The sequence below is a fragment of the Spirochaetota bacterium genome (genome assembly GCA_034190085.1).
In the GTDB taxonomy this organism is placed as follows: Bacteria; Spirochaetota; UBA4802; order UBA4802; family JAFGDQ01; genus JAXHTS01.
This window is the reverse complement of the sequence record JAXHTS010000008.1, coordinates 1-22,821: the sequence shown is the minus strand read 5'-3', so window position 1 is coordinate 22,821 and position 22,821 is coordinate 1. Positions and strand designations below refer to the sequence as shown.

Here is a 22,821-nt window from a genome sequence, read left to right as displayed (position 1 = left end):
TACATTTTGGAAAGTAACATTTTTATAAAAAAGGTTGTTCTGGTTTTGATGATTAATAGACTTATATATAGGGGCTTTGGATATTCTGCTTAGAATATATACTATCCCTTACTACTATATATTCCATTGGAAGTGTGTAAACTTGAAGCAGTATTTATCTATTGACAAATGACACTATCCGCAGAATTTATCATATAGGAATTATATGTTAATAATTGATTGATATTATATGATTTGATTATTTGTAGGGCATATTTTATTGAAGAAAGAATATACATGCCTTGAATGTACAAAACAATTGAGATTGTAATATTAGAATTAAAAAATATGGGAGGGGCTTCATGAGGATAAGATTTATATCAATAGCGCTATTACTCTTTATGGCTGTTTGTTTTTTGAATTTTGCATATGCAGAGAAAGACAAAGAATCAGAGGATGATAGCGAAAAGAGAGTGATGAACAATTGCATTTTTTTATTTTTAAGTGGGGAATCGATATAAGTGGCGATGCTGAAGTAAAAGGAGATGTAACATCTACTATTGCTCAATATAATGAAGATTTTCCAACTCAAATGTCTAAAGTTACGATTAATAGTAGTGGTAGTATTTATTATGATATTGATAATGCTATTTCTATATCAGCAGAATTTGGAGCTAAAATAGCAGATGGATTCGGATTGGGGATAGGTGTCACATACCAGATTGAAAGAGGTTTTGATGAAGATGAATTTGAGGGGAAATTTCAGTTTATACCAATCTATGGTTTAGTTAAATTTGGGAAAGATACTGGAAGTAGTGTTTCCACCTTTGCAACAGTGCATGCAGGATATAACTTCTTTCTAGGTGATGACGATTTTCCGGAAGAAATGGATTTAGAAGGTGGTTTATACTGGGGTATTGGAATGGGACTAAGGTTTTCAAATGGTGCTCAGATAGAATTTCTCTATTCAGTTAATGAAGGTTCTATTTCTGGAGAAGACGTAGATATTGTACCAGGCTATTCTCCACTTGTTGTAACAATAACTGATGTCATTGATTTGGAGTTTAAATATACTAAATTGACACTGTCCGGTGGATATGTATTTTAAACATTAAATGGTGCCAGCGCAATAGTAACTTTTGATGGAATTTTTTATCTTGCTATAACCACATGTTATTGGCTTAGATCAGTATTATTATGAAATCGACTTTTTCATGTGTGACATTTTTGCGAATAGGATTGCACAATTCAGTTTTGTATACTTAATCCCAGACTCTTACAGGGGTGCCAATTGTTTTATTTGATGTTATTAAGTAGGGACAAGGTTAGAATTCATTGATATGCACCCTATTGTGTTCAATTTAAAATATTTCCATTACTAAGCAATAGGAGGTCAATATGATTTTTGACAGACCAGAGTCCTGGTACATATTTATTCTTAATAAAGAGTATTTTGATGGCCCTAGTGAACCCCCTTCCTACATGAAATTCGATGGCAAGCAATTAACCAATAAGGAATACTTAGAGCATTGGGGCAAGTGGGTCTTCATTGGAGAAAAGGAGGAGATTCATGAGATGGCCAGAAAAATTGATCCTCATGTTGAGAGCGGAAAGATTCCTTGTGCTAAATACGATCGTGATCCTCAAAAATGGGCGACACTTGAGCATTGTGTTATGTGTGTTTATTGTGATGACAGACAGAGGGATGAGGTTCTAGATATTATGTTGAATATTGGCGCAAAGGGGAAACGATGGGTCTATGAGAGAGAGGTTATTGAGAAGTGGTTGCCAGGGGGACTGCACATGGAAGCATGGATAAAGTCTCATAACTTGACAGAGGAGGAAGCAGAGAGTGTTAGAGAAGAGTCACGCCAAAAGTTTAAGATTTTTTTTGATAAACCAGACGATGTCTGCTTAGGATGGAAGCAATAGAGGAGGTTAGGAATGATCATAGCAAGGTTTTCAGGAGAGTTGTGTAAACTCACAAATGGTGAAGAAGAGGTGCGGCTTTCTGCAAATAGTGTTCTGGAATGTATCAATAATCTCGAAGAACGATTTCCGGGATCAAAAGATAAAATATGTGATAATCAAGGAGAAGTGCTGGCTTCGATTTCTGTTTTTGTAAATGGCGATAATATTAATATGCTTGAGGGTATGCAGACACCTTTAAAAGAAGGTGATGAAGTGGATTTCATGTCTGCTTTTGCAGGAGGATGAGGATGGGCAGATTGACATTTCTTTTGGATTATTTTACAAAGGTAGCCACATACCTGCTCTACAGGTTGAAAATCATATGATTGCCGAGAAGGAACAAGAGAGGTATAGGAGGCAAATTCTCGTTGATGATATTGGGATTGAAGGGCAGGAGAAACTGCAGAGATCAAGTATTCTCATTTCTGGAGCAGGAGGGCTAGGTTCACCCATCTCTTACTACCTTGCCGCGGCAGGTGTGGGGAATTTACGAATCGTAGATCATGATGAAGTAAGTTTGAGCAACCTCAATCGTCAGATTCTCTATCTGGATAGGGATATTGGAAGAAAAAAGGCAAGTGCTGCACAAGAGAAGATGCAAGAATTAAACCCCTCTATCAATATAGAGGGTGTAGTTGGAACAATAACCGAGGATAATGTCATTAAACTTTTACATGATTGTGACATAATTCTGGATGCTTTGGATAATTTTCCAACAAGATATCTATTGAATCAAGCTGCCCTTAATATGAATATTCCTTATATATATGGTGGTATTTACGGGTTAGAAGGCGCTTTAACCACAATGATACCTGGAGAGACAGCCTGTCTACGATGCATCTTCCCTGTTGCCCCACCTTCCACGATAACCCCTGTATTGGGGACAACTTCAGGTATCATTGGCTGCCTACAGGCAATGGAGGCAATCAAGCTCATTGTGGGAATCGGGAAACTGCTCACTAACCGACTCATGGTCTTTGACGGTATAAACATGAAATTTCGAGAAGTGAAGCTTAATCGAAATACTCAATGTCAATCCTGTTCCACTATTTGAATAATTTATATCTTTTTAATGTTTTCACTCCCAATATCCTAATTAATAAATTGGTTATAGGTAATCAAAGTTAATATTACAATCGAATACTTAGCATTATTGGTCTTATCAAATGGATCATTATAAAAATCATTAAGAGCATAAACCAAAATACCCTATGAAATCTTATTATGTAAAAGAATAAAAATATAATCTAGTGCGCCTTCAGATTGGATATTTATTCAATTATCTAAATAGTACTATAAGGTTTTAATCATCCAGACAATTCGCATAATTAAGAAGTATTTTAATCATGGGATTCTTGAAGGGTGAAAATGCCTGAAATTTGTGATTGAAAATCGGTTTTTCTGACTTCATTGTATTCTTTAACCTGTAGATTTAGTGATTAGCAAGGATTTTCTATATAACTCTTTTGAGATTGTAGGTCCAATATGCAAAAAAATCATTGACAATGATTCTATTGATGAAGAAGTATTCAAACTACTTGATCATTTAATGATATAATTAAAATATATTAAATCTATAATCTCAATAATAATATAGCGCAATCATATTACAGGGTCGCAGTAATACATAATAGATTATATTTATTGAATGAATGACTTAGGGATGCTTTCATTAAATGATTGTTTTACTAAATGTATTGTTTATTTGTTTAATTCTATATATATATCCGGTTCATTTTTTAAGATATAATAGATATCGAATACTTAATTATATTTTTTATATTTTAAATCATAATTAAAATGAAGAGTTTAATAAATAATAACTAACGATCGAAATATTATGAGGTAATTTACATGCAAGAAATAATTAAAAATGCTATTGAAAAAGGACAGAAGGCGCTTTCGGAATACGATTCCAAAAGGCTTGTAAATATGGCGGGTGTTCCAATTACACGAGAGGGTTTGGCTACCTCAAAGGATAAGGCGCTGAAAATAGCGAAGGATATAGGTTATCCTTTAGTATTAAAAGGGTGTTCTGATGTGGTTACTCACAAGACAGAGATGGGTATGGTGAAATTGGGGGTAGCTAATGATGAAGAGGTTATTGCTACATTTGATGAAATAATGAGTAAAGATACAAAGCTCGATGGGGTACTGGTTCAGGAAATGATTAAGGGTGTTAGAGAGTTTGTCATTGGTTTAACGAGAGATCCTCAGTTTGGACCATGTGTTATGTTCGGGCTTGGAGGTATTTTTACTGAGGTATTGAAGGATGTTAGCTTCAGGATTGCGCCCATTACGGAGTTCGATGCCGAGGAGATGATTGATGAGATCAAGACCAAGAAGCTTCTTGATGAATTCAGGGGTAGTCCTGCAGTAGATAGGTCTGTTTTAGTAAAGGCGCTTATCGGGATAGGAGATTTAGGAATGGAGTATGACGAGATTGCTGAAATAGACATAAATCCACTTATAATTGCTGGCAATAAACCAGTTGCAGTTGATGCATTAGTAATACTTAGGAGCAGCAGTGACGAAGATTCATAATATTTTTTATAAATTATAATTTTTTAAGCTTTGAATATATTCCAAGTCAGTCTAAGTTGAATAGGAAACGCACAAAGGCGCAGAACCACAAAGAATAATTACAGAAATTGAAATGGAGATATTAAACAAAATCTTTGTTACATTAGTATCTTTGTGTATGATTTGCACTAGCCCAAATTTATTCTAGCTCTTTCATTTAGCCTCCTGTTTGGATTTATTTCTTAAAAACCCTTTATCCTATAGGGCTTCATGAGGCCATTGCCTACAGAATCCATGTTACTCTTCGAATTTGAATTTAGGATATCACATTCTTTTATTGACAATTTTATATTATTCTAAAAAAATAACATTTGAACACCCTTGATAATACATCATCCCATATCGTAGGGCTAAAAGGGAGAAATACTAATCACATTTAATATAGGCAAAATTTATGATGTTATTGAATTAAACAACCATAATATTATAATCAAGGATGGTTAAATTATACCACTCATGATTGACAAAAGAGACTTTACTCAGGAGACATTAGAAAAAATTAGAACAGGAGAAAAACCTAAAACCTTCATTAAAAGACGAAGGTTATCAAAGATTATCCTGATAATAGATATTATAGTTATTGTAATAATCCTAGCCATTATCAACCAAAGAGGCCATGAAAGTATCTATCATACTACAAGCCTTATCCTTGATGAAATGGAATATCGTTTTTCTCTTATAAGAGAGGAAAAATCGAGTAACTATGTTTTATCAGTAACAATAAAATCTAACTCCAATGTAGAAAAGTCTTATTATTATAATAACTCAATTGCCGATATAAACATTCAACATGCTGAAGCAAAAATATTCAATTTGTCAATAGGGGATAATATCTCTAGCGTCAAATTACTACCAGGTGAGCTAAAAACCTTTGTAAAAGGGATTGATATATCCTATTTTAGAAGATATGCTGAAGAAAATCCAGAGCATATCACCCCTCCCCAGAAGACCCTTATCTCATTAGAAAAGAGGCATGTCCCCCTACAAGCAGTCATCACACTTAATACTAAGGAGAGAGTTTCCACAAAATTAAACTTTAAGTATAGGGTTGAATGAAAATGATCATTAGGCCATCTTGGGATGAATACTTTATTAAAATTGCTGAGGATGTCTCATCAAGAGCCACTTGTATCAGAAGGAAGGTGGGGGCTGTTATTGTAAAGGAGAGGAGAATACTAACTACAGGATACAACGGGGCACCAATAGGAATATCTCACTGTACAGAAGAAACCTGCTTGCGTAAGAGATATAATGTCCCATCAGGAGAGAGGCACGAGTTATGCAGAGGTCTACACGCAGAGCAGAATGCAATTATCCAGGCAGCCCTTTACGGTGTCTCTATTGAAGGTGCTACAATATATGCTACACATCATCCCTGCTCAATTTGTACAAAAATGCTTATAAATAGTGGAATAAAAAAAATTGTTATAAATAATCATTACAATGATTCTGTTGCCATGGAGATGATCAAAGAGGCTGGGATTGAAATTGTTATATATTCTTAATTTTAGAATATTGCTTTATAATAATTTTTATTGTTGACACATTCTATATTACTCACTTTTATCACAATATAAAAAACAGAAGGAGTATTCTATGGCAGATTATGAAGTAAAGGATATGAGTCTGGCTGAACAGGGCATAAAGAACATTGAATGGGCTATGATGGAGATGAACGCATTGCTGAAGATTAAGGATCGATTTGTAAAGGAGAAGCCTTTAAAGGGTATTACAGTAGGAATGGCTCTACATGTTACCAAAGAGACTGCAGTGCTTGTTGATACTCTTATGTCTGGAGGGGCTTCAGTTGCAATAACTAGTTGCAATCCACTCTCTACTCAGGATGATGTTGCGGCTGCCTTAGCTAAGAAGGGAGTTAACGTTTATGCCTATAAGGGCGAAACGAATAAGGATTATTATAGATTTATTAACAAGGTAATCAATGCAAAACCCAACATAACAATAGATGATGGATGCGATCTTGTAACTGAGATACACACTAATCATCCTGAAATGATATCGAATATATATGGTGGATGCGAAGAAACAACTACAGGAATAATAAGATTAAATGCAATGGAGAAAGAGGGTGTGTTGAGGTATCCAATGATAGCTGTAAATGACAACAAGACAAAACACCTACTTGATAATTACTATGGGACAGGACAGAGTTCACTTGATGGAATCTTACGTGCATCAAATATACTTATTGCTGGGAAAAATCTGGTAGTCGTTGGCTATGGGTCCTGCGGGAAGGGTGTATCACTTAAAGCCAGGGGATTGGGAGCAAACGTTATTATTACTGAGGTTGATCCCTTTTGTGCATTACAAGCAAAACTCGATGGATTCTCAGTAATGCCTATGGCAAAAGCAGCGCCTTTAGGGGATATCTTTATCACTGTAACCGGCAATAAAAATGTAATCAGGATAGAACACATAAAAAAGATGAAGGATGGAGCTATCCTTGCAAATTCAGGTCATTTTGATAATGAGATAGATGTTAAAAGCCTAATAAAATATGCTTCATCAAACCGAAGCGTTCGACCTCTCTTTGATGAGTATATTGTTGATGGGAAAAAGATATATCTTGCTGGTGAAGGGAGGTTGGTTAATCTAGCATGTGCTGAAGGTCATCCATCAGCAGTAATGAGTACATCCTTCTGCGGCCAGGCGCTGGCAGTTGAGTATTGCGTAAAAAATAGAGATAAACTTCCTGTGAAGGTTATAAAACTACCTGAAAGGATAGACACTATGATTGCGAAACTCCAAATAGAAGCTTTAGGCGTTAAAATCGATAAACTGACTAAAGAACAGATCGAATATCTCAATTCCTGGCAGGAGGGCACATAAGCCTTATTATTACAATGGGTATCCTATTATAATAATTAAAGGGGTTGGGATGCTAATCCCAACCCCTAGAATATTCTAATATAATTGAGTATAAACATTTGGTGGATACATGCTATCAATTTTATTTGCATACTTCTCTTCAATTACTCTCCTGTTAACCTTCAGGGTTGGAGTAAATTCTTCAGTTTCCTGAGTCCATTCAGTATTCAGCAGAATAAACCTCTTGATCTGTTCTAATCGAGAAAATTGTTCGGAATACTTGGCTACCTCCTTCTCAAATAGATCAACAATTCTCTCATTTTCTATTAACTCATTATTATCCATAAAGGTGATATTATTACACCTTGCCCATTCCTTGATCTCATCAAAAGAGGGGATAATTAGAGCGGTAAGATATTTCCTCTTATCGCCTATAATCGCGACCTGGTCTATATACCTCGATAATTTAAGACTCCTCTCAATATTCTGTGGAGAAATATTTTTCCCGCCAGAAGTGATAATTATATCCTTTATTCTTCCTGTTATAGCTAAATATCCATCATTGTCCAATTCACCTATATCACCTGTCTTAAGAAAACCATCCTTAGTAAATATCTCTTTTGTCGCCTTTTTATCCTTATAATATCCGAGCATCACCTGCGGCCCCTTAATAAGGACTTCGCCATCGTTGGATAGATTTATCTTTGTATCCTTTATTGGCACTCCAACAGTGCCAGGCTTAACCTTCCCAATCATATTGGCATGTGTAATAGCAGTAGTTTCAGTAAGGCCATAACCTTCAAGTATTGTAATATCAATTCCCAGAAAAAATTCAGCGACTGAGACAGGCAGTGGCCCACCACCTGACATCGCTGTTTTTATTCTATCCATACCAATAGATTCCTTTAACTTAGTATAAACCAATCCATCAGCAATATTATACAATATTGCATACAGGCCTTTTCTTTGCAGGTTATTACAGGCATATTTAACATTTTTTGAAGCAATCTTCATTGCCCAACAGTAGACAGCCCTCTTGAAAGGGGATAATTGTGCAAAATAAATGCCTACCTTTTCGCATATTCTCTCATAGAGTCTCGGAACATTGATAAAATTTGTAGGTCTTACTTCCAATAGATTCTCTTCAATCTTTGAAAAACTCTCAGCAAAGGCAACTTTAGCGCCTATTGCAATGGGCATATAGTAACCACCGATCCTCTCCATTGCATGCGAGAAAGGCAAGGATGAGAGAACTATACTATCCTCAGTCATATACTCACAAGAATTCTCTAATATCTGATTTATGTTTGCAACGATGTTATCATGAGAGAGCATAATCCCCCGTGGATTTCCTATAGCCCCAAAGTTATAAATTATGGTCGCCATATCAGAGGGATTGATAGAATTTAATCTTCTTTTAAATGAGCTTGTATTTTTATATTCCCTACCCTTATTAAGAGCATCATCCAAGAATATGACATCCTTCTTCTTAATATCATGCTTATCAAAGGCAATTACCCACTTCAATGCGGAAAGCTTTCTTTTTACTTTAATTATTTTTTGAAGCTGTTCATCATCCCCTATAAAACAAACTTTCGAACCTGAATGATCAATTACATATTGAGCCTCCTCCAAGGAGCTTGTAGCATCAATCGGCACACTTATTGCTCTGATGGATAGGATCGCCATATCTGCTATCCACCATTCATATCTATTCAGTGAAAAGATGGAAATTCGATCCCCTTTTTTAATACCTACTGATATTAAGTATTGTCCAAGGCTTTGAATCTTCTCATACATATGATTCCAGGATATATCAACATATTTTTCACCCTTCTTATAGGTAATGCATGCTCTATCTCTATATTTATTTACTCGATTAAGAAAAATAGCTGCTATTGAAACCTCCTTGTGCCCTGTCATTGTACCTCCGGTTTACAAATAATAATAACTTATAGCACTATAAGTCAATTACCCCTACATGATTATATAAAAAAACAGGTTGAAGAAAAGAAAGATTGCAATTTTATGCCTCACTTCACCTGCTATATTGCCTTTATTAATATAAGAATTGATCTTAAGCTCTACTAATTTAAAATAAAACTACTTTTCAATATTGGATATCTTTTTTATTATTCTATGAAAAAAACTGAAATATATTCGAGAATTCTAGAAAACAACATTCATGTAATGTGTCGACCGGTCTATAAAAAAGTTAAGCTCAATAGTTATTTTATCGTACATTAAGCGGTATTCCTGAATTATATAAATAGCTTATTATGCATATCATTCACAACCTTCATCAAATCCTAAACATCCTCTCCTAATTTGCAACATCCCTATATTCTATATGTTTATAACTCGATAACTTGTATTATAATAATCTAAATAGGCATTCATATCAAATGTCAAGTTAAATTTCAAATATGGTTTTAATCAAGACATCAAGAAAAACACTCTAACCATCAAGTAATCATTACTATACTGTATAATGGTACAGCACACAAAAGGGAATACAAGAACTCTATATTGCCTCTGGTAAAAGAGAAAAAATTGACTTGATTATTCTGGACATTTCCTCTAATTTTACCTATACTTAAGCAATATGAAGATAAAACTCTTTAAATGTAAACTACATGATGTAATACAATTCTAATGCCGTACTCAGGTGCATTGTATGCTCGGTTTAAAAAATATTTTAGCAGAAAGAGGAATAAATCCATCCTATCAACGTTTGAAGATTCTTGAATATCTTCTTAATACTAAGACTCATCCCACAGTTGATACTATCTATCAAGATATCCTGAAAGAAATACCTACCCTATCGAAAACGACTGTCTACAACACACTTAAGACATTTATAGAAAAGGGAATAGTAATGACTCTATTGGTAGATGATAATGAAGTAAGATATGACGCTAAAATAGAATTCCATGCTCATTTAATATGTAATACCTGTGAGGGGCTGTATGATGTTAATATTGCTCCACCCATTAAAATTAATAATATAATCAATGGGCATGAAATCATTGAGAGCCAATTATATTTAAAGGGTATTTGCAAAAATTGTCTTACTAATAATAAACAGAATATTTAATCAAGGCAAGAGGGTAATGGTGTTATATAAATTGTTTGTCAATAAATGTAATATCAATACCGCAACTAAATCTGTAAAACAGACTTAATTTTATTTTAGAAGTTTAGTCTTAAACAATCTCTCCAGTCCTACTGATAGATCGTTAATATCATCCATCAGCAACAGCTGACCTTCGGGGAATCTTGTTCTTAGAAAATCGCTAGTCTGCTGATTACATCCGCATCCGATTGTAATTAGATCAATATTTTTATTTTTACAATAATCTAATGACTTTACAATATTTAGACCACAATTTGCCGCTCCATCAGTAATGTGAATTATCAATTTTTTTTGGTATCTTTCTTTCATCATTAATGCTGCTGCCATAATAGCCTGACCTGATGGGGTTCGGCCTGAGGGTGTCACAGTAAAGAGTGTATCATTATGATAGAGTTTTATTAGAACACATTGGTCACCCTCTTCATGATAGCCATAAACATCGAGTTGATTTTTAAAACCCTTAGCTGCCTCAACCAGAGAGACAAAGGTTTTTTCAGCGGAATCCCATGGCCTCTGTACTGTATTTCTTCCACTCATTGAGGCAGAAGCATCAGAAACGATCGTAATATTCCATGCCTTCTCTGGGCGAATAGTGATCTTGCATTTAAAGACCTTTCCATCGATGGGCACTCGGAACAATCTACGTGCGTCTAGTTTTCCCTGATCCAAATATCTTTTTACATGTCTCTGGCTTAACTTCTTATGCAGAGCCTTTTGCTTCTTAAATATTTTTCTTAATCGCCTCACCTGAATCGAATCAGCAACGACTGACGATGTGGCAGAGGCCCTAGTATGGATTGTAGTCATATCCTTGGCTGTAGGCTCCTCAACGGCAATGGCAATGTTCTTTGTTAAATCCGTCTCACCTTCCTCTAAAATTGTACTAATCTTTGAGACAAGATCAGGATCGAGCTCTTCTGTGTTTTCGACCTCTTCCTCTTCCTGAGCGATCTCATCCTCTTTAACATCAGAGATATCTTCAGTATTTTTCTTGGGGCCTAACTCATCGGGTATGTTTACCCCCTCGTCCGGGAAATCGATCTTTTCCCAATTTGATATCGCTCTGTAGAGCATCTCCCACATTCTGACATAAATATCTACCCTACTATTTCTCCGTTGTCCAACAGAAGAAAGTTGTGAAGCTATTTTTATGGCTTGAGTATAGGTAATTAGAATACTCAAGGGAACTTCATAATATGGATGGAGATTATCAGGCTTTTCATTTAATAGAATGCACTTTTTCCAGACATTGGATAACGACGTAGGGGTTGGTGGAAGCGAAGGATCTCTATAATTGATATGATCCAGATAGTTCCAATAATTATTAAGATAGAGAGGCCAAATTCTAGAATTAACAAAATAACTTATATAGATATCCTCTGCTGCTACAAACATTTTGCTGAGAAAATCGAGTTTATCCTTATATGATTTAACAACCTGTTCCTGAATGCGGTCTCTTATCCATTCGCTCCATTCTATACTCGCAAAGGCTTCACGAACGACATGACCCACAAATAAATCCATCTGCTCGTAAGGGATAGGGTAAACACCTTGGATTTCATCAGCATTTATGATGATAGACTTATTGTTCGAATCAGTCATTCCTGCCCAATGTATTGGCTTTACGTTAGTTCCAATATGACTGACAACCTTGCGCAATGCCCTTAAAATTAGAGCAAGTTCTGTAGCCTCATGAGTAGATCTGTTAACTCGCCAATATCTGGAATAGGTACTGAAGTCATACTCCAGAACATTTTGCCCACTATATGTCACTGCCTGATTCATGAATATCAATTTGATATATTTTTCAAATAAGTCAAGATAAAAAAATAAAATTATCCTATTCTGAGGAATAATCAATAGATTCAAGAAATTCTTCATAGTTTATTTCACTTAAGGCATCCATTTCACTTATTTCAAGACCAACATGGATAATATTATTACTCAATATGCTTATGTGCTTAACTACCGCGATTAAGGATGCCTTTTTATACTCCGGCAATATCATCTCTCCATAAATAATGCAATTCTCTTTAAAGTATCGAATCAATTTTTTTTTCTTAAATGCTAATCCCAAACCACTTCTTGAGACATTACTTACTATAAGCTTATCCTCTGAGATTGGAAATATCTTGTTTTTAATAATAAGCTCATCCATCTTTATAGCGACTTTTTTTACAATTGAGAATATTGACTCTGCAAAGGGTGCGTCACTATGAATCTTAATATAACCGTATGGCATCTTCATCTTATAAAGAAGTGGCACGGAAATCTCGGAAATGAGTTCCGCATTGCTCTTTAAATATATATCTTTCGAATAGATATTGTTTATATAGGAATTGAACTCGTTATCGTCCTTCACTGATTGTGGATTGTTAATATCAGGAATAAAAATTGGTTTTCTTTGAGCAAAGAAATATTTCATTCTGGGATCATTCATCCCTTCATTACAGAAATAAATCTTCAAGTGCTTATATTTGTTCGCAATATTATTCTTGAACATCTCTTTTATACGATCTGTTTTCTTAATCTCCATTGCAAGTGAATTCTTAATTATTAAGTCAGAGATTATATTGGATACATATATTATTTTTCTCTCTTCTCCCCCGATGTTAAGCGATATTCGATTTTCTTTTCTGGTATCAGTCATGATCTGAAACCTGCTCGGGATAAATAGGAATGTGTCTTCCCCCTGTCTCTCGAAGAATTTTAAATAGGCATATATTGTATTATTATGATGCCTTGTAAAGATTACACTATCTTCCTGAATTTTTTTTATGAGTTGTATCCTGAATGCGGCTTTATCATTATGGTATTGAAAAAATTGTACTTTAATATTCCCATTATCCGATTTTAGATAGGCAGGATTATTTAAAAAATACTTGAGAATCTTCTCAAAACTATTCTTATCTGTAATAGTTTGTATTTCTTCAGGCATGATTTCTCCTATCTACTTTTTCATATAGGGTCTATCAATGAAAAAGCTCATAACATTCAGGTTTTGTTAACATTACTATATCCTCCTGAATCAGGCTCGTAACATTATTAGAATTAGATTATTATCTGGTATAACAATGTACTCTCATCAAGTAATAGAAATGTCAGGCGTGAACCCGACATATAATAGATTGTATAAATTTGGAAGAAGGTTTAATCGAGTTTCGATTATTCAACTTAACATCGGTTATCATTACACCATATATATTAGATTATCTGAGGGTGAAATACAAGAAATAAATATTTACCTGATTGCTTTCTGGGATTATGAAATAATTTTTTTTGTAGGAATCTTTCTTTGCGGAGTTAGATACTGTCAATACTTATCCCTTCATTGATCTCATGAAGGACCTCATCTCTCTTTATGTTATATTCATCTTGAAGAATATTACCATCCACTAGGGTTATTGTCCTATCTGTCATTGCGGCGATGTCTTTATCATGTGTCACTATTATAATAGTGGTGTTATTCTCCCTAACAAGATCAAGAAGGGTATCCGTCAATATCCTAGAATTTACACTATCCAGGTTCCCTGTTGGCTCATCAGCGAGTACAATATCAGGATTTCCCACAATTGCTCTTGCAACAGCAATCCTCTGGCATTCACCTCCTGAAAGCTCAGTGGGTTTATAATGGATCCTCTGCGATAGATTAAACCTTTCAATTATGTCTTTTACTCTCCTATTGGCCTCTCTATTCGGAACCCTCCTTATTAGTAAGGGAATCATTATATTTTCAAGAACTGTAAACTCATTCAGAAGATTATGAAACTGGAAAATAAACCCAACATGCCTATTTCGGAATCCAGACAACTCATCAACAGTGAGATTGGAAACATCCTTCCCAAGTAGCATCAGTTTGCCTGAATTAAATCCATCAATACATCCTATCATGTTCAATAGAGTAGATTTTCCCGCTCCGGAAGGTCCGATAATAGATACAATCTCGCCCTTTTCAACCCTTAAGGATACTTTTTCCAATACCCTAAGCGCATTTTTGCCATAACCATATATCTTCTCAAGGTTCTCAACTTCAAGTATGTATTGTTTCATTTATAAGGCCTCGCCCATTTGCATGTTATTCATATCTTATTATCTCAGCCGGTCGCAGCCTCGATGCATGCCATGCTGGAAAAATTGCCGAGATTGTGGAGAGAAAAACAGACAGAATAGCAACAGTCACAATAAACTCAGGCTTTATCTCCGTTGGGATGGTATCAAGATAATATACGTTTTTCGGCACAAGGGAGACATGATAGAATACCCCAAGATTAAATAGATCATAGATGAAGACCATTCCATCATTTATGAGATTCTCTATCCATCTGATTATCGACTCGATGTTTAGAGAAGCGGCAAGCCCAAAAATCACACCCAGCAATGATCCCATCACGCCAATTACAAAACCCTCCAATACGAATATAACCATAATTGAAATTGGTTTTGCTCCCATTGATTTCAGAATACCAATTGGCTTTCTCTTTTCCATCACAACCATTACCATTGTGCCCATGATAGTAAATCCTGCTGAGATAATAATCAGAAACAGGATTATCGTCATAATCAGCTTCTCAAGCTTAAGGGCATAGAAAAAATTGGCATTCCTCTGCTGAGCAGTTAGGGTTTGGTATTCCAATCCTATTTCTGTTTGTATTTTCGAGGCATAATAATCCATTTTATACAGATCATCAATTTTTATTGCCAATCCCTTTGCAACATCCCCGATCTCGTATAATCTTTGTGCTGATTTAAGGGACATTATTACCAGACCTGTATCAAACTCATAATAATGTGTCTTAAAAAAACCTATAACCCTAAAGGTACCCTTTCCAGGGGTTATTCCAGTAGTCGCGGTCAACCTTCCCTTTGGAACTATTAGTTCAATCATATCACCTATCTTGACATTATAATTAAATGCCATCTCGGATCCGATATACACATCCCTATATCCCTTATATTCCTTTTCGCCTTCAATAATAAATTTTTGAACGTCTAAGGGCATATAATCCTTGCCTCCAATCCCTCTTATAACTACAGGACTAACATTTTCAACGAATCTAAAAAGCCCTTGACCCTGAATATATGGATTTACCGTCAATATACCCTTAATCGATTTCACCTTCTCCATAAGCTGCTTATACTCCCTAATCCCTTTCATGCCCTGAGTATTATAAAGGTCCTCAACAGCGATATGTGAATCAACATCAAGTATTTTATCTTTTATTTGGCTTTGGAATCCGTTCATTACTGAGATCACAATGATAAGTGTAAAAACCCCTATAAATACAATTATTACAGAGAGTATCGTATTAAAGGATATGAAGAGTTGACTCTTCTTTGCCTTCAGGTATCTATACCCTATAAAGAATTCATATAATCTCATATATAATACTTCCCTTCCATGTAATCATATTTTACATAAAGCATTTTTTTGAAACAACCCCTTGCATCACATATGGATAGAGTAGATTCTTCTCAATTGAATAGTGTTGGATTATTGCACCAATAGAAAAAAGTAAATAGATCAATTTATACCTGTAAGAACTGAATTTACGACTTATCAGGCTTCTTTCTCATATAGGTGCCAATATAATATGATGTAGAGAAATTATATTCATCATCCATACAATAAAGCTCATTAAACTTCTCTCTATTACTTTGCAGAAATGCATATGCAGAATCTTCGGATTTATCATTGTATATGCTTGCAAAATACTCAATCTCAGACTTAATATTATTTTCAAATTTTAAGAGCATACTCTTCATGAGTTCAAATCCCTTTAGCTCCAGAAAGGTCCTGAAATCATTTTCAAGGTAATAATCATTGTGTAATGGAAACACCATCCTCATAAAATCATCATAAAGGCCTTCAATGTCATCACTATTTAGCACTGTCCCAGAAATGAATAATATTTTATCAAATTGGAGCGCCCTCTTAAATTCATCTATGCACCTACTTGAATCAAAAATATCCAGATAATCAATGCAGATTAAAAGATCTGCTGCATAATAGTCCACAGGGAAATCATGAAGATCTCCATTGAGAAACTTAATCCTCTCAATTGTTTCATCTTCTCTATTCTTCTGTAAAAAATCTTTAATAATATTTAATGACGGTTCAACAACTAGCATATATATATCAAATTCCCTTGCTATATCCAACAAGAGCCGCCCACTTCCAATACCCGCCTTTACGATTATCTTGGGATTATATGTTTTAATAATATCAAATAACCTCTCCCTGACAGCGCTATGCCTGTTCTCGGGTTCAATATAGAAATTATTGTTGCTGTCAAATTCAAGAAACTCTCTTCTCTTTTCTAAAATTGTCATTTATATCTCCTTAAGAACAGTATCGGCTCAGTGAATAGAAGTTGATTTTATAATCAAAAGGTGGTGAGAAGTTAATATTTCAGCATTAATGTGGATTTTAGATTATTAATTATATCAAACCATTTGTCAAGTGCTTTAAGCATTTGATATAGTTATGTCGCGTTAAGTCTATCCTAAGTCAGGATAAGTCGCCTTCATGGTTAGTGTTAGGTAGAATATCGACAATTGCTATGAAGTTAGCCCTTTCTCACCCATAGATGATCATGCCCTACTCAACTAATATCTAAAACAAGGCCTGATTCTACCATTGATTCCGAAGGGTTCTTAATTTCACAAATACGTCCTTTGGCGATGGATTGTTTGATATATCAGGAAATTTTTTAGATAGGTTCGCAACAATTGTAGGACTGGTTATTCTGAAAAAGGTATTGATATCCTTTTCCATTTTCAATGTAGTGATAAAGGGCTTATTAGGATTCTGATCCTTGACCTTATCAAGCATTTCTTTTGCTCTTCCGTTATCAGGCTCTATATCCAGTGTGAATCTCAAATTGTTTGCAAAATAATCATGTCCTGGATATACCCTTGTTTCATTAGGCAATTTTATAAAACATTCATTAAAGGTCCGATATAGCGTTTCCGGATCACCTCCATTATAACAATTCCCAGCACCGGCATTAAATAATGCATCACCCGAGAATAACGCGGGACTATCAGTCCGTGAAAGAAGACAGATATGGGACATTGTGTGACCTGGTGTATAGAGCACTTCCAATTCCACCGAATTTCCTACATTTATTATATCACCATCCGATACACCTCTATCTATATTATCAATAATATTCATTAAATCGACAAATGCAATCACTTTAGCACCGGTAGTCCTTCTAATATCCTCATTACCTGCTGTGTGATCCATATGTTCATGAGTATTCAGAATATGTTTGATAACAAATCCATTTGAATCTGCTACTTGAAGGCACTTATTTGCATCTAAGGGGTCTACTATAAGCGCTTCCTTTGATTCCGGGCAGCCAATGAGATAAGTGAAATTCTGAAAAGCATTATCTGAATAAATCTGTTTTATTATCATTTGATCCTCCACACGAATTTATTTTAATCCTATTGATATACTTTTGCATTCACCCAAAATAGATTCAATTAAGGATGACACTCTGAGTGAAGAATATCATAACCGAAAATACTTATGATTTTCTTGTTGACAACCACTAATTTATACTAAAGAGTTTAAAACTGTAATTTAGGATAATATCAATAAAATATTATTTGAAATAATCATGTAGGGAGTTCAGCACTTCTCATACTTATCTCCCCTTATGAGATGCATTAAGATTATTAAAGGAATATGAACTATATAGCAAGCGCAAAAAAGGGAATTATCACACCTGAGATAGAGCATATCGCCAATGTGGAAGATATATCCATTGATTTTGTTATGCAAATGCTAGCAAAAGGTGAAATTGTTATACTTAAGAATAATGTTAGGGACATCAATCCCATAGCGGTGGGTAGAGGCCTGAGCACAAAGATTAACGCCAACATTGGATCCTCCCCGGATTTAATGGACGTGGATGTGGAACTCGAAAAATTACGAGTTGCAATCGAAGCTGGTGCGGATACTGTTATGGATCTTAGCATTGGAGGAGACATCTCTGATTTCCGTAAAAGAATAATCGATCAATCAACTGTTCCTCTCGGCACGGTACCCTTATATGAGGTTGCTGTGGATATGATTAGCAAAAACAGATCAATCATCGATATGACTATAGAGGATTTCCTTAGGGTTGTCACTAAACAGGCTAAAGATGGCGTGGATTTCATGACAATTCACGCTGGGGTTACAATAGGATCCATCGAATCCCTTCGTTCTCAGCAAAGGATCATCGGAATAACTAGCAGAGGTGGCTCAATTTTGGCTGAGTGGATATCCAGACACAATAAAGAGAATCCTCTCTATGAACATTATGATGAGATTCTTGATGTATTAGAAAAATATAATGTAGCCATAAGCCTTGGTGATGGTCTCAGGCCTGGTTGTATTAGTGATGCTAACGATAGAGGACAAACTCATGAAATGATTCTTCTTGGGAAATTAGCAAGAAGGGCGAGAGAGAGAGGTGTCCAGGCTATTATTGAAGGACCTGGTCATGTTCCCATTAATATGATAGCAGATAATATGAGGCTTCAAAAAGCCCTTTGTGATAATGCGCCGTATTATGTTCTAGGACCAATTGTGACGGATATAGCCCCTGGTTATGATCATATTACATCCGCAATTGGTGGAGCAATAGCAGCGGCAAATGGGGCAGATTTTCTCTGTTATGTGACCCCAGCAGAACATCTTAGACTTCCAACAGTTGAGGATGTGAGGGAAGGGGTCATTGCGTCAAGGATAGCAGCTCACGTGGCTGACATCGTTAAGATGAATGATAGGGCAATTAAATGGGATAATAAAATTTCTAAGGCCAGAAAGGAGAGAGATTGGGAGGCAATATTTGAGCTATCTTTGGATAAAGAAAAGGCTCAGAAATACAGAAGTGAAATCCCATCCGATTCAGATCAATGTTCCATGTGTGGCAGCTTCTGTGCTATTAAAAGTAATAATTTTATATAATATTAAAAAGAATATGGAGATGAGCATACCCCTCTTATCATTACCGCTGAGTATGCCTTATTCAGGATTAGAAAAATGAAGCTGAGATACACCCTTTCCATCAGTAATTTTCTAAATCAAGTTATGATATAATATTTATGAAAAGGATTGATGCTCCATCTATAAATGCATATTACATATATATCATTAGCAAATAACAAAAATCCCTATATTTGTATAATGAAATTTTTACAGTCACACCTTAGATAGAGTAATTAAATGAACAAACTCCAAGGAGAATTCAATGCAAGATGATATATCCTATTATAATTCCTGGAAAGAAGATAGAGATTTAGTCTTGGAGTATAATCAAACTAGCTTGGATGATGCGAATGTTGTAAATATTTTGGGAATAGGAATAGATAATCTTACACGAAATCAGGCTGTTGTTAAGGTAATGAGGATGATTGAAAAGGGTGGATTCCATCATGTGATCTCATTTAATCCCTACAAGATCAAGAGAATGAAATCTAATCCTGACTTGAGTATAATATCCAGCAGTTCATCCTTGCATTTAGCCAGTGGAGCAGGCATAAAATGGGCATCAAAAAAGATAGGCTCTCAATTAAAGGAGAGCATATCCATTATTAGCTTTATAATGGATATTATACGAATTGCTGAGATAAATGAATACACAATTTTTTTGGTTGGTGGAAAATCTGAAATAGTTGAAAAGGCATTTTTTAATATTCGAAAATCTTTTCCAAAGATCAGAATAGTGGGAAGGCATGGGGGATATTTTAATGAGGATAGAGAGAAATCTGTTATAGAAGCAATAAGAAAGTCCAATGCAGATATCGTATTTGTTGGTCTTGGCTTTCCCAAAGAGGACATATGGATATATAAAATAAAGAATGAATTTAAGAATGGAGTATTTATTAGTATTGGAGGCAGTTTAGACGTAATATCTGGAGAGATCAAGAAGGCACCAGCATTCTTTATGAAAAGAGGTCTTGACTGGTTTTATCGAATAATCACAAGGCCTTGGCGATTTGGCAGGCTTTTAACAATAATATTATTCTTCATTCAATCTATTCTTAAAAGAATATTCAAATAGGGAAAACTGTTCAGGTATCTTTAATTACCTCTCTGCCTTTCCCGGAGTCGCTCTTGTATCCCTTGCATTCTGAAGCTCAGTATTAGAAACCCTGCATCGTCCTAAAGTGAATTTCTCAACAACCTCGCTGTAATGACATGTTTTACAATAAAACACAGCCTTCATATCACTAGTCCATTCATCAATTTCAACATAACGGGAGTTGCAATTTCTACATAGTATAACAGAAATAAAATTACTCATAATATTCACCATTGATTGTTATAAGAAATTTTCAATAATAAAAAAAATTGTTAAGGAATCTCAAGATCAAATTGATTACTCAACCTCAAATGCAATAACAGAAATATCCTCTCTCTTCTCTAACCCATCAGCAAAATCATCTGCAAGCCTAATCAAGGAATCAACAATATCCTCTGGGGATTTTTTTTCATTACTCAAAAAATCCATTATCCTCTTAAGACCAAGGTGCTTAGCCCCTCTATCCTTTATATTCACTATCCCATCAGTAATGATTATAAAAATATCATCTTTTTCTAATTTTACCCTTATTCTCTTAGGCCATATCGTCTCTTCCCAAATGGATTTAATCTCAAATTTCAGATATCTTGCCACACCATTTCGGACTATTATTGGATATGCAACTCCAGCATTAACAAATTGGATATCTTTCTCCTTGCAGGATATTACACCATAAAATAGGGACACGTTACTTATGAATTCACAATTATCCTTTATTACTTCATTTACATACTTGAGTAATTTTACCGGACTTCTGCCAATTATCCTTGAGAGAGCCTTCACCACACCACTTATAATAGAAGCATACAGCGCTCCAGGTATCCCTCTTGTATGAATATCCCCGATCGCTATGCCAATGGAATCATTATTGAATTGAAATATATCATAAAATTCCCCTCCCACCTCTCTTGCTGATACAAATCTAGCAGCTATTTTAATATTATTAATTTTCTGGTTTATAACAGGCAAGAGAGACTTCTGAATAGAACTGGCAGCCTTAAGTTCATATTTAATCCTACCCTCCTCAAGTGCATTCTGAAAAAGGATCGCATTCTGAACCGCTAAAACAGCCTGATCAGCAAATGCATTAAAGAGTGCTGTGTCATCGTCATTAAATACCGCCCTTCCTAAGGGATTTATTGCCTGAATTACACCAATAAGCTTTCCCTTAAAAAGTAGTGGTGAGCAGAGAATTGATTTACTCTTAAATCCTGTTATCCTATCAAAGTTGGGATCAAAGCGTTTATCGCTATATACATCATTAATGTACAGGGCCTTTCTATTTTCGGCAACCCAACCCGCTATTCCTTGTCCTAATCTAACCCTATATTTTTCTGTTAATTCCTTTCCAGCTTCTCCCAGAGCAACCTTGAATACTAAATCATTAGTTTCCTCATCATATAATAGAAGGGTACTCGCCTCTGTCAGCATAATATCCTTGATCGTTTCCATTATTATTGTGAGTAATTTAGCTATATCAAGAGTGGAGTTTACTATTCTGTTGATATCAACAAGTTTGCTAAGATTATCTAACTTTCTTTCAAGATACTCTAAGGTGTATTTATCTGGCTTATCAAGTTCCATGGTATTAAATTTAATGCGGTTTAAACGCAAAATCTTATCATTATGTGCTCATAAACTACATGGGATTCAAGGATTTAAGATGTAAAGGACTCAAGTGAAGAAATATTAATCTATTACTCTTATAACAATTATAATTCAATGTCAACTAAAAAATACATGCATTGAGCTGTCAAGGGTTGGCGGAAACTGGGGCGAATTTTCACATAAAAATTGTAATAGTTAAGATAATATCTGACAGTCCAATAATAAAAGTGACACTTATTTCCCCCGGGAGGAATAAGTGTCACTTTTCGGCAAATACAATTATGAGGAGTGTCTATGAACCAAGAAGACAAAATAATCAAAACAAAAGTTGGTCTAATAAGACTTGCAAGAGAATTGGGTAATGTATCACAAGCATGTAAAGTTTTTGGATATTCAAGAGATAGCTTTTACAGATTTAAAGAACTTTATGAGAATGGAGGTGAAGAAGCGTTAAAAGAGATTAGCAGAAAGAAGCCTAATATTAAAAATAGGATCAACCCGGTAATGAATGGGCTTGCCCCGCAATTACGGACACATAGTTAAGCAACATATTTAATTATTGAATCAGATGATTCATATTCTTCCGGACTTTTATAGTCAAGAAAAGAATGAATTCTCTGTCTATTATAGAAT

Annotated in this window: 21 protein-coding genes and 1 pseudogene; 13 read left to right on the top strand and 9 right to left on the bottom strand. The window is 35.0% G+C overall.

Features of this window, described 5'->3' with window-relative positions; translation table 11 throughout:
* Nucleotides 1-341 precede the first annotated feature (341 nt).
* The 9 genes from SVZ03_01960 (at nucleotide 342) to ahcY (ending at nucleotide 7,383) form a co-directional block, all read left to right on the top strand.
* Nucleotides 342-500, top strand: a complete 159-nt coding sequence (locus tag SVZ03_01960) for a hypothetical protein (protein MDY6932972.1) — start codon at nucleotides 342-344, stop codon at nucleotides 498-500.
* A complete protein-coding gene (locus SVZ03_01955; protein MDY6932971.1) occupies nucleotides 464-1,087 on the top strand; it encodes a hypothetical protein in 624 nt (207 codons plus the stop codon). The genes SVZ03_01960 and SVZ03_01955 overlap by 37 nt, the downstream gene beginning before the upstream one ends.
* 290 nt (nucleotides 1,088-1,377) lie before the next feature.
* Entirely contained in the window at nucleotides 1,378-1,911 is a 534-nt protein-coding gene (locus tag SVZ03_01950) for a hypothetical protein (protein ID MDY6932970.1), read from the top strand.
* A gap of 12 nt (nucleotides 1,912-1,923) precedes the next feature.
* Nucleotides 1,924-2,196, top strand: a complete 273-nt coding sequence (locus tag SVZ03_01945; GenBank protein MDY6932969.1) for a MoaD family protein — start codon at nucleotides 1,924-1,926, stop codon at nucleotides 2,194-2,196.
* The gene (locus tag SVZ03_01940; GenBank protein MDY6932968.1) at nucleotides 2,159-3,004 is read left to right on the top strand and encodes a HesA/MoeB/ThiF family protein; all 846 of its coding nucleotides are present in this window, start codon (nucleotides 2,159-2,161) and stop codon (nucleotides 3,002-3,004) included. Before SVZ03_01945 ends, SVZ03_01940 begins: the two co-directional genes overlap by 38 nt.
* An 800-nt stretch (nucleotides 3,005-3,804) precedes the next feature.
* Nucleotides 3,805-4,494 (top strand): acetate--CoA ligase family protein, encoded by a 690-nt coding sequence (locus SVZ03_01935; protein MDY6932967.1) that lies wholly within the window; start codon nucleotides 3,805-3,807, stop codon nucleotides 4,492-4,494.
* A 495-nt stretch (nucleotides 4,495-4,989) separates the two neighbouring features.
* Nucleotides 4,990-5,589 (top strand): hypothetical protein, encoded by a 600-nt coding sequence (locus SVZ03_01930; protein MDY6932966.1) that lies wholly within the window; start codon nucleotides 4,990-4,992, stop codon nucleotides 5,587-5,589.
* Nucleotides 5,586-6,038 carry a cytidine/deoxycytidylate deaminase family protein gene (locus tag SVZ03_01925; GenBank protein MDY6932965.1) on the top strand — a complete coding sequence of 151 codons (453 nt, stop codon included), beginning with the start codon at nucleotides 5,586-5,588 and terminating at the stop codon, nucleotides 6,036-6,038. The genes SVZ03_01930 and SVZ03_01925 overlap by 4 nt, the downstream gene beginning before the upstream one ends.
* Nucleotides 6,039-6,129: 91 nt before the next feature.
* Nucleotides 6,130-7,383 (top strand): adenosylhomocysteinase, encoded by a 1,254-nt coding sequence (ahcY, locus tag SVZ03_01920; protein MDY6932964.1) that lies wholly within the window; start codon nucleotides 6,130-6,132, stop codon nucleotides 7,381-7,383.
* 75 nt (nucleotides 7,384-7,458) lie between these two features.
* On the opposite strand, the gene SVZ03_01915 is transcribed toward ahcY, so the two are convergent.
* Nucleotides 7,459-9,285 carry a long-chain fatty acid--CoA ligase gene (locus SVZ03_01915; protein ID MDY6932963.1) on the bottom strand — a complete coding sequence of 609 codons (1,827 nt, stop codon included), beginning with the start codon at nucleotides 9,283-9,285 and terminating at the stop codon, nucleotides 7,459-7,461.
* Between the two features lie 754 nt (nucleotides 9,286-10,039).
* Here SVZ03_01915 and SVZ03_01910 point away from each other — a divergent pair.
* Entirely contained in the window at nucleotides 10,040-10,459 is a 420-nt protein-coding gene (locus SVZ03_01910) for a Fur family transcriptional regulator (GenBank protein ID MDY6932962.1), read from the top strand.
* Between the two features lie 90 nt (nucleotides 10,460-10,549).
* On the opposite strand, the gene SVZ03_01905 is transcribed toward SVZ03_01910, so the two are convergent.
* From SVZ03_01905 to SVZ03_01880, 6 genes are all read right to left on the bottom strand, one after another.
* Entirely contained in the window at nucleotides 10,550-12,283 is a 1,734-nt protein-coding gene (locus SVZ03_01905) for a vWA domain-containing protein (GenBank protein ID MDY6932961.1), read from the bottom strand.
* A 55-nt stretch (nucleotides 12,284-12,338) separates the two neighbouring features.
* On the bottom strand, nucleotides 12,339-13,436 hold the full coding sequence (locus tag SVZ03_01900) for a hypothetical protein (GenBank protein ID MDY6932960.1): 1,098 nt from the start codon (nucleotides 13,434-13,436) through the stop codon (nucleotides 12,339-12,341).
* Between the two features lie 365 nt (nucleotides 13,437-13,801).
* Nucleotides 13,802-14,536, bottom strand: a complete 735-nt coding sequence (locus SVZ03_01895; protein ID MDY6932959.1) for an ABC transporter ATP-binding protein — start codon at nucleotides 14,534-14,536, stop codon at nucleotides 13,802-13,804.
* Nucleotides 14,537-14,573: 37 nt separating this feature from the next.
* Complete coding sequence (locus SVZ03_01890) at nucleotides 14,574-15,878, bottom strand: FtsX-like permease family protein (protein ID MDY6932958.1); 1,305 nt, start codon at nucleotides 15,876-15,878, stop codon at nucleotides 14,574-14,576.
* Nucleotides 15,879-16,045: 167 nt separating this feature from the next.
* On the bottom strand, nucleotides 16,046-16,828 hold the full coding sequence (locus SVZ03_01885) for a class I SAM-dependent methyltransferase (GenBank protein MDY6932957.1): 783 nt from the start codon (nucleotides 16,826-16,828) through the stop codon (nucleotides 16,046-16,048).
* A 301-nt stretch (nucleotides 16,829-17,129) separates the two neighbouring features.
* Nucleotides 17,130-17,921, bottom strand: coding sequence for a hydroxyacylglutathione hydrolase (locus SVZ03_01880; protein MDY6932956.1), 792 nt, complete (start codon nucleotides 17,919-17,921; stop codon nucleotides 17,130-17,132).
* A 273-nt stretch (nucleotides 17,922-18,194) separates the two neighbouring features.
* On the opposite strand from SVZ03_01880, the gene thiC reads away from it, so the two are divergent.
* Together thiC and SVZ03_01870 are read left to right on the top strand one after the other, a co-directional pair.
* Nucleotides 18,195-19,463, top strand: a complete 1,269-nt coding sequence (gene thiC, locus SVZ03_01875) for a phosphomethylpyrimidine synthase ThiC (protein MDY6932955.1) — start codon at nucleotides 18,195-18,197, stop codon at nucleotides 19,461-19,463.
* A gap of 283 nt (nucleotides 19,464-19,746) precedes the next feature.
* Complete coding sequence (locus SVZ03_01870) at nucleotides 19,747-20,559, top strand: WecB/TagA/CpsF family glycosyltransferase (protein MDY6932954.1); 813 nt, start codon at nucleotides 19,747-19,749, stop codon at nucleotides 20,557-20,559.
* Between the two features lie 24 nt (nucleotides 20,560-20,583).
* On the opposite strand, the gene SVZ03_01865 is transcribed toward SVZ03_01870, so the two are convergent.
* Both SVZ03_01865 and SVZ03_01860 read right to left on the bottom strand, forming a co-directional pair.
* On the bottom strand, nucleotides 20,584-20,802 hold the full coding sequence (locus tag SVZ03_01865; protein MDY6932953.1) for a hypothetical protein: 219 nt from the start codon (nucleotides 20,800-20,802) through the stop codon (nucleotides 20,584-20,586).
* Nucleotides 20,803-20,877: 75 nt separating this feature from the next.
* Nucleotides 20,878-22,164: a SpoIIE family protein phosphatase gene (locus SVZ03_01860; GenBank protein ID MDY6932952.1), complete on the bottom strand. Its 1,287-nt coding sequence runs from the start codon at nucleotides 22,162-22,164 to the stop codon at nucleotides 20,878-20,880.
* 318 nt (nucleotides 22,165-22,482) lie between these two features.
* Here SVZ03_01860 and SVZ03_01855 point away from each other — a divergent pair.
* Nucleotides 22,483-22,686 (top strand): annotated as a pseudogene (locus tag SVZ03_01855) (helix-turn-helix domain-containing protein).
* Nucleotides 22,687-22,821: the final 135 nt, after the last annotated feature.